Raw genomic sequence first — 12,844 nt, forward strand, 5'->3', positions numbered from 1 at the left:
ATATTATGGGATATATTTATCTAGCTTTTGCTATAATATCTTCATTTTTAATTATCAAGCAAACTTACACAATTCTAGCCATATTAGCTTTCATTGTATCAATATATAATTTTAATAATAGAATCATTGGCAAAAAACATCCATATAAAATCTGCTTTAATGATAAGTCTATAGAGTTTTATTCAAAAGATAAGATGACTAGTTTTGAGTATAAAAATATAAAAAAATTCTATTTAAAACAATATTCAATAGATGTTGAAACTTATTTGTGGATTCAAACTATTGATAATCAAAAATATAAGTTTTATATTAACTTATCAAAATTTGAAAATAATAATCAACTATTAGAGGAGTTATTAAAATTAAAAACTAACTAACAAAAAAGCAAGGAAAAATATTCCTTGCTTTTTTTATCCCCCAAGACAAACAAATCTAATCAAATCAATTATAAAGTGTGTTGTAATTGAACTTGTTAGGTCTAATTTTTTTTGAAGGATTGCTAGTGGCATTGCAAAAACAATCCAAGCTCCAATCAAGTTTCTTATATCAAATCCATGGGCTATTGCGTGTGGAAGGGTCATTAGTGCGTAAATCAAAATTTTATCTACAATATTTTTTTCCTTATCTCTTAAAATATAAATGCTAAGGGCATATAAAATAAATCTAAAGCTGATTTCTTCCATGATTCCTGCTTGTAGGCCAATGAGAAGTGGGGTGATTGTTGGGTCCTTTATTTTAATTTCCGCTCCACCTAAATTTATAAATCCTAGAATTAGGCCAAGTGCTATTGCAATTATCAAACTTTTTTTCCAATTTTTACTTAAAAGTTTATCCCATCCTAAAAAGTTTTTAAAAACTGTTACAGCTCCTAAATATGTAATAAAAATAATGACAAATAAGGCAATGGCAAGCAAAGATTTTTCTATAAAAATGATGTTAAGTGAACCAAGGGATGACATAATTGCTGCTACTATTAAATCTTTTTTTGTCAGTTTATCCTTATTTTTAATCAATAAATAAATTGCAGCAATAATTATCCCTAAAAATAAGGGAGCAAAAAATTTTACAGCAAAAGAGCTTAAAAGTATAAAAATAATTGTAATAAAAAATAATTTTAATCTCTGACTTTTCACCAAATAACCTCCAAAACATTTTTCACCTACATTTTAGCAAAAAAATACCAGCCCATAAAGTAGTGGGCTGGTAGGATTTATTTCTTAGCCATTATAAGCTTCTTCATCAACAAATAAATATACATTTGGATGTAGTTTAAGGAAGCTTGCAGGGAATTGTGGGTAAATCTTATCTTCTTCTAGTAATCTTTTTACTGCATCGTGTTTATTTTTTCCACTTGCCATTACTACTAGTGTTTTAGCATTGAATGCATCTCCCATCCCCATTGATACTGCGTATTTTGGTACCTCATCTTCGCTATCAAAAAATCTTGAATTTGCTTTTATTGTTTCATCTGTTAATTTTATAATTGATGTTCTTTGATTTAGTTTCTCATCTGGTTCATTGAATGCCACATGTCCATTTGGTCCTATTCCTAAAACTTGAATATCACGTGGTCCAAAGTTATCTAAAAGTTCATCATATTCTTTTGCATATTTTTCATCTGCTTCTGGTGCAAATGGTAGATGTGTCTTACTTTTATCAATATCTACATGGTCAAATAGTCTATCGTTCATGAAATATTGATATGATTGATCGTTTTGTTTATCAATTCCTACATATTCGTCAAGATTTACTGAGCTTGCGTATTTAAAGTTGATTTCACCTTCTTTGTTTGCTTTTATAAGATTTTTATAAAGACCTTCTGGTGTTGAGCCTGTTGCAAGACCAAATTTAAGTTGTGGTTTTTCTTGCATAAGACTAATTACTAAATCTGCTGCTTTTCTGCTCATTTCATCGTAATCTTTTGCTACTATTACTCTCATTTTTCCCCCTATATATTATATCTTTTCATATTCTGAGACTATTTTATCAAATAATTCTTTTCTTTTGTCTTCTTTAATACCTGTATATTTTTCAATAGCATCTTTAATTGAATTTTCTTTTATAAATTCATTTATCTCTTGAGCTTTTTCATCAGTTGCTTCATCATATTTGAAAGCATAAGCTATTGCTTTTGCCAAGTTCTCAAATGGCATATTATTATCATATGCTTTTATTGCTGGTGCTACCAGTCTATCTTTTTCTCCTAGTTTTCTAACTGGATCACGTCCCACCCTTTCAATAGTATCATGGGAGGCTGTTTTTAAAAATCTATTTAATTTGCTTTCTTTAAATTTTTCTAGCTCATCCTTATCAAGGCCGTGTTCTTTTACTAAAACATCGCCAGATTCTGTCATAAGATTTTTTACATCCGCTAAAATTTCTGGGTCATCAAAAGCTTCATTCATCATCTCATAGCCTTTGTTGTAACCAAAATAACTTGTTGCCGCATGGGCTCCATTTACTAGAAATAATTTTCTTTCTAGCATTTTATCGATGTCATCTGTATATTCTGCATCTTTTACTGGTTTTGAGTTTGGATCAGAAAGTTTTGTTTGCTCAATTACAGCTTCAAAATCATCGGAAATTTCTACAACTGGCTTGCCATCCACTTCTTTATTTTGAACAATTCTATCTGTTACAGTATTTGGAAAGGTTGCTATTTCTTCAATTTGTTCAGCACTTAAGGTAGAGTTTTTTATAATATCTTCTTTTAAAATATCACTTGCTCTATAAGCATTTTCAAAGGCCATAATGTTTACTTTTTTGTCATCTGGATATTTTCTCTCTAGCCCTTTTGCAATTATCTTTGAAGTAGAATCTAGGTTTTCTACCCTAACTGATGTTGTGATTATCTCTGCTTCGGTTATTTTTTCATAAATTTTTTCTAAATCTTCATCATTTGTAGAGCATAGAGCTGAAACATTATCAATCTTTTTACTTTCAAAATCATGATCAGATAATTCTACTGTGTAATATCCGTCTTCATTTATTCTATCAACTATTGGTTGGTAAACATCTACAAAAAGCACATGATAATCAGAATCGTGGAGGACTTTTCCTAAAAGTCCCCTACCGATTGCTCCTGCTCCAAATTGTATGGCTAATTTCATTTTTTAAACCTCACTTGTTAGAATTTCATAAATTTCATCTTGTGATTTATTTTCTACAATGTCATTTACTATTTCTTCATTATCTATTTTTGTAGCTACATTTGATAAGATACTTAGGTGCTCATCACCGACACCTGCAATACCTATCACTAATTTTACGGTTTCATCATCCCATTTTACACCCTCTGGAATGGTAAATACTACTAAGCCAGATTTTTTAATTGCTGATTTTGTTTCATTTGTACCATGAGGGATAGCAAGTCCTATTCCAAAGTGGGTTGGAGCTTCGTTTTCTCTTTGAAGCATACCTTTTGTATACTCACTATCTACATATCCTGATTCTTGCATAATCTTACCCACTTTTTTGATAACTTCTTCTTTTGAATTAAATTTTTGATTTAAAAGAATGTTTTCTTTTTTAAGAACTGAGGAATTATTATTAGTTTTCTCTTCTATTTTTTTATCTGATATTTTTTTGCCATCTGCACTGTAAACTACAGTTTCTACTTCCTCTTTATCAGGACTTACCGTTTGATTTTCTATTTTTTCTGTTGATTTTGTTTTAGCTTCTCCATTGGCTCTGGCTTCTTTAATATCAGTAACTAGCTGATCATATTCTGGAGCTTGCATAAAGTTTTTAACTGAAACATGGTAAGCATTATTATTTTTTTGTTTAGCACGTTCTGTTAAATCTTCGTGTGTGATTACTACATCAGCATCATCTGGGATTTGTGGAATAGCTACATTTCTTACTTCTATATCATCAAGTCCCGCTTCCTTAACTTTTTTCTTTAAGATACTAGCTCCCATAGCGGATGATCCCATTCCAGCATCACATGCAAAAATAATTTTCTTTGTATCAGCAAGGTTTGTATTTGCTGGTCTTTTTGCTACAGTTTTGTTTGCTTTTGTATCTTTTATGTCATTTGTTGCTTCATCCAATGATTTACCAGTATCTTTGGCATTTCTGATTATAGGAAGAGCAACAATCATAGAAACTACTGTTGAAACGGCAAAGGCAATTATTGTTGGTAAATATGATCCTTTAGGGGTTAGTAATATCCAAGATATAAGTGATCCTGGAGATGGTGATGCTACAAGCCCACCATTAAGCAATTCTAATAGGAATGTAGAGCTCATACCACCTAAAATTGTAGCAATTAAAAGTTTTGGATTCATAAGTATATATGGGAAATATATTTCATGGATACCGCCAAATACTTGGATAATTGAAGCACCAAATGCTGATGCTTTCTCATTTTTCTTACCTGCAATCATATAGGCAAGCAAAACTCCAAAACCAGGTCCTGGGTTTGATTCAATCATAAATAGCATTGACTTACCAGCCTTTTCTACTTGATTCAATCCTATTGGTGTAAAAATACCATGGTTAATAGCATTATTTAAAAACAAAATTTTTGCTGGTTCTACAAATATGTGAACTAATGGCAATAAACGTCTCTGAACTAACCAATCTACTCCAGTTGAAAGTATATTTAGTAATCCTTCCATAACCGGTGCTATAGCCACATAAGCAAAAAGTGAAAGTCCAAGAGCTAGAAATCCTGCAACAAAATTGTTAACAAGCATTTCAAAACCACTTTTTACATGTCCGTCGTAGGCATCTTGGATTTTTTTAAGAAGCCATGCTGAAAGTGGTCCTAAAACCATAGCAGCAACAAGCATTTTTTGCTCACTCCCAACTATTGCTCCCATAGTTGCAATAGCTCCAACAACACCACCCATACGTGGGTTAACGATATTTCCTCCAGTATAAGCAATAAGCATTGGTATAGCATAAATTAGTATAGGGTCTACTAAGGTCGCAAAATTTTCATTTGGAATCCATCCATCTGGTATGAAAAGTGCGGTTAAAAAGCCCCACGCTATAAAGGCTGCTATATTCGGCATTACCATGCTCGATAAAAATGATCCAAAATTTTGAACTTTAGATCTAGCAGATTTTTTCTCTGTCATCTTATCCTCCTCTTAAAGATATTTACTTATATTATACCTTTTTAAGTTCTGCTTTATACCTTTACTACGATATTTTTTATTGTTATAAATATATTAAAATAACTATAAATATAACATCAAATAACCACAACTTATCATGAAAATGTTTGCTTAGGCATTTACATTTTGTTATAATATTTTTTAATAAAAGGTATAAAATAGGCAATTTTCAATAAGTATCTATTTTAACTTTTAACAATATTTTAGGAGGATTTATGACAACTTTAACATTTATAGGTGCTGGAATGATGGCATCAGCCTTAGCTGTTCCAGCTTATGATAATGGACACGAAATAAGAATAGTAGGTACCCACTTAGATGATGAAATAGTAAAAAGAGCCAAAGAAGATGGTTACCATTTAAATATGAAAAGACAATTACCAGATGGATTTAAATGGTATTACTATGATGAATTAGAAGAAGGTTTAGACGGTGCAGATGCAGTTATCTGTGGAGTTTCTTCTTTCGGTGTAGATTGGTTTTTAGAAGAAATATATCCAAAATTAGACCCAAAACTTCCAGTCTTATCAGTTACTAAAGGAATGATAAACAAAGAAGACGGTTCACTTTTGTCTTATCCAGAATATTGGGAAGAAGAACTTGCTAAAAAAGGTATAAAAAGAGATATTTGTGCAGTAGGTGGCCCATGTACTTCCTATGAGCTAGCAGACAAACACCATTCTCTAGTAGGTTTTTGCGGGACAAATATTGACGATTTAAAATTCTTTAGAGATACCTTTGCCAATGATTATTACCACGTTTCAATCAGCAAAGATGTACGCGCAGTAGAACTTTCTGTTGCCCTTAAAAATGCTTATGCCCTAGCAGTTTCTCTTGCAGTTGGCATTGCAGAAACTGAAGAAGGCAAAGAAGGAGTAAACCACTATAATCCACAAGCAGCTTTATTTGCTCAATCAACTCGCGAAATGGGTGATCTATTAGAACTTGTTAATGGGGATAAAAATCAACTTGAACTTGGTGTTGGTGACTTATATGTAACAATTTTTGGTGGTAGAACCAGAAGAATCGGTACACTTTTAGGTCGTGGCTATTCTTATGAAAAAGCTATGGAGGAACTTGCTGGAGTAACATTAGAATCAGTTGTGATTGCAAAAAGAATGGGAGAAGCTATTACAGTTTTAGCTGATAAAGACGAAGTTAAAAAAGATAAATTCCCACTTTTAATGCACATTTATAACATGATTGCAAATGGTGCAAAGTTAAATATTCCATGGAATAAATTTAACCAAGAAGATTTAGATAATTAAGGCTACTGAGGAAGAGTATGGAAAACACACAAGTAAATACAAAAAAAGCTTCAGGATTTCAAGCTAAATTCCAGAAGTTTGGGGGTTACTTATCCCGTATGGTAATACCAAATATAGGTGCTTTTATAGCCTTTGGTCTTATCACCGCTATATTTTTAGATACTGGCTGGCATCCAAACGAAAAAATCATCCAATTAAAAGATCCACTTTTACAAAATCTTTTACCAATTTTAATCGGTTACTCAGGTGGAGAATTAGTTTATGGCAAAAGAGGTGGTGTCGCAGGAGCACTTGCTACTTTTGGATTAATAGTTGGTGCTGACGTTGCAATGTTTTTGGGCGCTATGATTGTGGGACCTCTTGGCGGTTGGATTATCAAAAAATTTGACCAAGCCATAGATGGTAAAGTCCATGCAGGTTTTGAAATGATAGTAGATAACTTTTCTCTAGGTATCATTGGTGGAATTTTCTGTATCCTATCTTTTTTATTTATTGAGCCTATTATGGAAGGAATTACTACAGGCCTTTCAAACGGTGTACTTTGGGTAATGGATCACAAATTGTTACCACTATCCGCAATATTTATAGAACCTGCCAGAGTATTATTTTTAAATAACGTAATTGACCACGGAATACTTGCTCCAATCGGACTTGAACAAGTAGCTAGTCAAGGTTTTTCACCACTATTTATGATTATACCAAATCCTGGAATCGGTCTTGGAATCCTACTTGCTTATTGGTTTTTTGGTAAAGGAGAAATGAAAGAAACAGTACCTGGAGCTTTGATAATCCACTTTTTAGGTGGAATCCACGAAATATTCTTCCCCTATGTACTAGCTAACCCACTTTTAATCCTTGCAGATATAGCAGGTGGTATTGCAGCTATAATTACCATGCAAATTACAAATTATGGACCAGTATATACCCCATCTCCGGGATCAATTATTTCAGTCTTTGCTCTTACCCCAAAAGGCAAATACCTGGGTGCCATTTTAACGGTAGGTGTTAGTGCTTTAGTAACTTTCCTAGTTGCTTCTATTTTTGTAAAAAAATATTACAAAAATTATGTGGAAGAAGAAGTAGTTGTAAATTCTGACGGATCCACTTCAAGTATAAATGTAATTGAAAATAATAATACAATTAACGGTCCTATTAGAAAAATAGTTGTAGCTTGTGATGCGGGTATGGGTTCTTCTGCAATGAGTGCATCATCCCTTAAAAAGAAATTAAAAGAAGCTGGATATAATATCGAAGTTGTTCACACTGCTTTACAAAATATTCCAAATGATGCAGATATAGTTGTAACTCACAAAGAGCTTACACAGCTTGCTATGAAAGCAAAGCCAGAAAAATATCATATGTCTATTTCTTCCTACATTAACCCACCAGAATTTAATGATGTAGTGAAGGTTGTAAAAGAAAACAATGATGTAAACAAAAAATATATATCAGAAGATGAAAGTGTAAATTATGAGCCAAGCAAAAATAATAATCAAGCTACAGATAGTAAAAAAGCTAATGTACTTCCATTAGAAAATATCATAATTTCAGATGATATTAAAACACGTGAGGAGGCTTTAAGATTAATTAATAAACTCTTCGTAGATGGTGCTTATACTACACCGAGATATTTAGATGGTATGATTGAAAAGGAAAAAGAATTCCACACCAACATGGGCAATGGTCTTGCTATCCCTCATGGAGCATTTGAATATAAAAACGAGATTCTAAAAACAGGACTTGTAATTTTAGTTTGCAAAAACGGTGTAAAGTGGAATGACGAAAATGTAAAATTAATCATCGGTATTGCTGGAAAAGGAGACGAACACTTAGATATTCTGGCAAAATTAGCTACAGAATTTGACACAGAAGAAAAAGTAAATGAATTTATAGCCTTAGATGATAAAGAAAAAATGAAAAATGTTTTGGAAGATTTAGAAAATTAAACATTAAGTTAATTTAAAAATAAGCTTGTAAAACTTAAACAAATTGAATATTATTTTAAGCGGAATGTAATTTATATACTATTATAGAAACATTCCGCTTAACTTTATCTTATTATTATACTATTTAACTTATTATATAAAATATCTTATATTTTTATTGCTTGGATAATAGCAGTTAAAATTAAATCAAAAAAAGCAAACCCAAATAAAACAGGCTTGCTTTTTTATTTATTTTAGTAATTAAATCTTGCTACTTCGAAGTATTCTTGTGGGTGTGCACATGCTGGGCAGATTTTTGGAGCTTCTTTTGCTTCTACTAAGAAACCACAGTTTCCACACATCCAAATAACTTTTTCGTCTTTTTGAATACTGTACCATTTTCTACATTATCATGTAATTTTTGATATCTATTTCTGTGTGCTTCTTCTACTTTTGCAATGTTTCTAAATGCACTTGCGATTTCTGGGAAACCTTCTTCTTCTGCAACATCTGCAAATGATGGATACATATTTTCTGCTTCGTCATTTTCTCCATCGATTGCACCTTGAAGGTTTGTTAATGTATCATGCCATACTACTGGCCATTTTGTATAGTTTTCGTTTAATTCGATTTCTTCTAGTTTGTATTCTTCTCTTAAGAATTTAAAAAATCTTGCAGCATGTTCTCTTTCATTCATTGCTGTTTCTTCAAAAATTCTTGAAATTTGAACGTATCCTTCTTTTTTAGCAACTTTTGCTGCTAATGTATATCTCATGTTTGCTTGGCTTTCACCTGCAAATGATGTTATTAAGTTTTGTGCTGTTTTTGTACCTTTTAAACTCATATGTATTTCCTCCTGGAATAATTTTTTACTATGTAATTTCTATAATGATTATATAATTAGAAGAAAACTTTGTCAAATTTTATTCTAAATATTTTAGTATGATGAATAATGATTATCATTACTAATCCTTTTTCTACACTAAATAAAAAAAGTCCTATTTAAAGGACTTTTTTCTAATTTTACTTCCAAATATTTTCTGGATAGTCTTTATTTATTAACATTTTTTTGAATTCTTCTTGAGCAGGTTCTAGGTCTTCTTTATAGGTGATGCCTATCCATTTATCATTTGTTGGCAATATAGTTATTTGTGCAATATCTTCTTGTAAAAATTCACCTATCATTTCTGGTAAGACATATTCTGCTTCTTCTAAATTGTTTTTGTTTTTTTCTAAATATTTTTCAAAATATTCTTGGCAAAGGTCTATAAATCTTGGGAAGGTTGCCCACATATTCATTGAAACTATTGTTTCTAAATTTAATAGATCACTGTCTAAGTTTTCTTTGCTAGATATTTTGCCATTTTTTTCTAAAGCTATTTCATGGGTTTCGATAATTTTTACTAATTTATTGTCTTTGTTACCCACAGATACTCCACGAGTGACTGAACCGTTATCTGAAAGTGTATTTTTTAATTTATAACCGGCCATGGCAATTTGTAGCTTACCTTTTTTTTGATTATTGGTATCTGTTAAAAATTTGTGAAAATCTTTAAATACATTTTTACCATAATAATCATCTGCGTTTATTATTAAAAATGGTTCATCTACTAAATCTTTGGCTGCCAAAACTGCATGAACTGTTCCCCAAGGTTTTTTACGGTCTGATGGTACTTGGTATTTTTCTCCTAAGTCTAGTGTTTGATAAGCGTAGTCTACTTCTATAATTTTTGAAATCCTATCGCCTATTATCTCTTTGAAATCTTTTTTTATATCTGGTCTAATTATAAAGACTACTTTGTCAAAACCAGCTTCTTTGGCATCATAAATGGAATAGTCTATAATTGTATAGCCATTTTCATCCATTTTCGCAAGTTGTTTTATACCTGCCCCATATCTCGAGCCAATTCCTGCTGCCATGACTACTAGGGTAGTTTTCATATTTTTTCCTTTCTCTGATAACCATGGGGGTTATTTTTTTGCCATCTCCATGCATCTTCGCACATTCTTTCTATGTCGTATTCTGCTTGCCAGCCTAAAACTTTCTTAGCTTTTGATGCATCTGCAAATGACTCATCTATGTCTCCCTGGCGTCTATCTTCAACTTTATAAGGAATTTCTTTTCCTATTACTTTTTCAAAAGCTTTTATAACATCAAATACTGAGTATCCCTTGCCTGTTGCTAGATTTATAATCTCAACTCCATTTAGAGTTTCAATATTTTCTACTGCTTTTACATGTCCTCTAGCTAGGTCTACAACGTGGATATAGTCACGAACTCCTGTTCCATCGTGGGTTTTATAATCATCTCCAAAGATATGAACATATTCTAGTTCTCCCACTGCAACTTGAGAAATATATGGCAATAAATTATTTGGTATGCCTTGTGGATCTTCACCAATTAATCCTGATTTGTGAGCACCGATAGGATTAAAGTAGCGCAACAAAACAACTTTAAAATCTGGATTAGCTGTGTGCAAGTCTATCATTATTTGCTCCATAAAAGACTTACTCCATCCGTAAGGGTTAGTACAAAATCCTTTTGGCTGATCTTCAGTAATCGGCGTCTTTTCAGGATCACCATATACTGTTGCAGATGAGCTAAATATAATATTTTTACATCCTACTTCTTCCATGGCCATTAGTAAGCTTAAAGTACCTGTAAGGTTGTTGTGGTAATATTTTAGTGGTTTTTTTACTGACTCACCTACAGCTTTTAAAGCTGCAAAGTGGATTACAACATCTATTTTTTCATCTATTAAAACTTTTTTTAAAAACTCTGTATCAAGTATATCAGCCTTATAGAAAGTTAAAGTTTTTCCAGTTATTTCTTCTACCCTATCTAGGGCTATTTTTGAAGAATTAGATAAATTATCGTAGACAATAACTTCATAGCCGTTTTCCAAAAGTTCTACGGCTGTATGGCTGCCGATATATCCTGCTCCTCCTGTTAATAAAACACGTTTTTTCATAAATCCTTCCCATTTTTGCATATTTGCCTAACTTATCATTATTATAGATATTATAAATTTTTATGTCAACAAAGTCTAAATCCTTTCATATATTATCATAAGATACTTTTTTATAAAAATTTTAACTATTATGGCTATGGGTATATAATAAAGAAGAATATAGTTTTTACGGAGGATAATAATGAAAGTTGATTACACAAATGTAAATCTTGATAAACTGGATAACTATAAGCAAAAAGCTTTAGATGCCTTTGATACACTTATGGATGAATCAGGTGAAGGAGCAGATTTTTTAGGCTGGATTGATAGACCGGTTGACTATGACAAAGAAGAATTTGATAGAATAAAAAAAGCAGCAGAAAAAATCCAATCCGATAGCGATGTTTTGGTTTCAATCGGCATCGGCGGATCATATCTTGGAATTAAGGCTATAGATTTTGCTTTAGATAATTATTTTGAATCAAACAAAAAAGTAAAGCTAATCTATGCCGGCAACCAAATTTCCGGTCAATATATGGCAGAACTTTTGGATTATCTAAAAGATAAAGATTACTCATTAAATGTAATTTCAAAATCAGGTACAACAACAGAGCCAGCTATTGCCTTTAGATTTTTGAAAGAGGCCTTAGAAGAGAAATACGGCAAAGAAGAAGCAAAAGACCGTATTTATGCTACAACTGATAGAAAAAAAGGTGCTTTAAAAGACCTCGCAACAAAAGAAGGTTACCAAACTTTTGTAGTGCCAGATGATATAGGTGGTAGATTTTCAGTCATTTCTGCAGTTGGACTTTTGCCCCTAGCAGCAAACGGGATCGATATTGACGAATTTATGGCTGGATTTAAAGCTGGACGAGAAAAATACACCAAAGCCGATTTTGAAAATAACGATGCCATAAAATATGCAGCAATTAGAAATATGCTTTATGAAGATGGCAAAGCTATCGAAGTTTTAGTAAATTACGAACCAAAACTCCAATACATTGCAGAATGGTGGAAGCAATTATTTGCTGAATCAGAAGGAAAAGACGGAGAGGGTCTATTCCCAGTTTCAGTAAATAACTCAACAGATCTCCATTCTTTAGGACAAATGATCCAAGATGGCAGAAGAAATCTTTTTGAAACAGTTCTAGAAATTGAAAATTACGATAATGATATTGAGATAAAAGAAGATATCGATAATTTAGATGGCTTAAACTACCTGGCTGGCAAAACCATGAATTATGTAAATACTCAAGCTATGGAAGGAACAACTATTGCTCACGTAAAAGGAAATGTTCCAAATATTAGAATCAAAATAGAAAATGTAAGTGCAAAAACTCTTGCAGAATTATTTTATTTCTTTGAAATAACAGTTGGTGTAAGTGGATACATGATGGGTATAAATCCATTTAATCAACCAGGTGTTGAAGAATACAAGGCACAAATGTTTAAGCTACTTGGTAAACCTGGTTACGAAAACAAATAATTTTTAAAAAAAGGGTTAACCGTGTAAATTTACACTGTTAATCTTTTTAAATTTGTTCTATAATAAATAATATATATAATTTATGAAA

General features: G+C 31.8%; 10 protein-coding genes and 1 pseudogene. 4 read left to right on the top strand and 7 right to left on the bottom strand.

The annotated features are described in order from the left end of the window. Positions 1-5 precede the first annotated feature (5 nt). A complete protein-coding gene (locus DY249_RS07440; RefSeq protein ID WP_147291905.1) occupies positions 6-377 on the top strand; it encodes a hypothetical protein in 372 nt (123 codons plus the stop codon). 33 nt (positions 378-410) lie between these two features. Here the strand turns inward: DY249_RS07440 and DY249_RS07445 are convergent, their stop codons facing one another. The 4 genes from DY249_RS07445 to DY249_RS07460 form a co-directional block, all read right to left on the bottom strand. After that, a complete protein-coding gene (locus tag DY249_RS07445; protein WP_115595712.1) occupies positions 411-1,133 on the bottom strand; it encodes a CPBP family glutamic-type intramembrane protease in 723 nt (240 codons plus the stop codon). Between the two features lie 84 nt (positions 1,134-1,217). Next, entirely contained in the window at positions 1,218-1,940 is a 723-nt protein-coding gene (nagB, locus tag DY249_RS07450) for a glucosamine-6-phosphate deaminase (RefSeq protein WP_115595713.1), read from the bottom strand. Positions 1,941-1,955: 15 nt separating this feature from the next. Beyond that, complete coding sequence (locus DY249_RS07455; protein WP_115595714.1) at positions 1,956-3,110, bottom strand: mannitol dehydrogenase family protein; 1,155 nt, start codon at positions 3,108-3,110, stop codon at positions 1,956-1,958. A 3-nt stretch (positions 3,111-3,113) separates the two neighbouring features. Continuing rightward, on the bottom strand, positions 3,114-5,087 hold the full coding sequence (locus tag DY249_RS07460) for a PTS mannitol transporter subunit IICBA (protein WP_115595715.1): 1,974 nt from the start codon (positions 5,085-5,087) through the stop codon (positions 3,114-3,116). A gap of 254 nt (positions 5,088-5,341) precedes the next feature. Between DY249_RS07460 and DY249_RS07465 the strand changes: the two genes are divergently transcribed. Further along, positions 5,342-6,394 carry a glycerol-3-phosphate dehydrogenase gene (locus tag DY249_RS07465; RefSeq protein ID WP_115595716.1) on the top strand — a complete coding sequence of 351 codons (1,053 nt, stop codon included), beginning with the start codon at positions 5,342-5,344 and terminating at the stop codon, positions 6,392-6,394. Between the two features lie 17 nt (positions 6,395-6,411). Next, positions 6,412-8,340 (top strand): PTS mannitol transporter subunit IICBA, encoded by a 1,929-nt coding sequence (locus DY249_RS07470; protein ID WP_115595717.1) that lies wholly within the window; start codon positions 6,412-6,414, stop codon positions 8,338-8,340. Between the two features lie 233 nt (positions 8,341-8,573). On the opposite strand, the pseudogene rbr reads toward DY249_RS07470, so the two are convergent. The 3 genes and pseudogenes from rbr to galE all read right to left on the bottom strand — a co-directional run bounded on the left by rbr (position 8,574) and on the right by galE (position 11,291). Next, positions 8,574-9,163: pseudogene (rbr, locus tag DY249_RS07475) on the bottom strand (rubrerythrin). 179 nt (positions 9,164-9,342) lie between these two features. Continuing rightward, on the bottom strand, positions 9,343-10,260 hold the full coding sequence (locus tag DY249_RS07480) for a nucleotidyltransferase family protein (protein ID WP_115595718.1): 918 nt from the start codon (positions 10,258-10,260) through the stop codon (positions 9,343-9,345). After that, positions 10,257-11,291, bottom strand: coding sequence for a UDP-glucose 4-epimerase GalE (gene galE, locus DY249_RS07485; protein WP_115595719.1), 1,035 nt, complete (start codon positions 11,289-11,291; stop codon positions 10,257-10,259). The genes DY249_RS07480 and galE overlap by 4 nt, the downstream gene beginning before the upstream one ends. A gap of 181 nt (positions 11,292-11,472) precedes the next feature. Between galE and DY249_RS07490 the strand changes: the two genes are divergently transcribed. Then, the gene (locus DY249_RS07490; protein ID WP_115595720.1) at positions 11,473-12,756 is read left to right on the top strand and encodes a glucose-6-phosphate isomerase; all 1,284 of its coding nucleotides are present in this window, start codon (positions 11,473-11,475) and stop codon (positions 12,754-12,756) included. Positions 12,757-12,844 lie beyond the last annotated feature (88 nt).

The organism is Anaerococcus octavius (assembly GCF_900445265.1).
Lineage (GTDB): Bacteria > Bacillota > Clostridia > Tissierellales > Peptoniphilaceae > Anaerococcus > Anaerococcus octavius.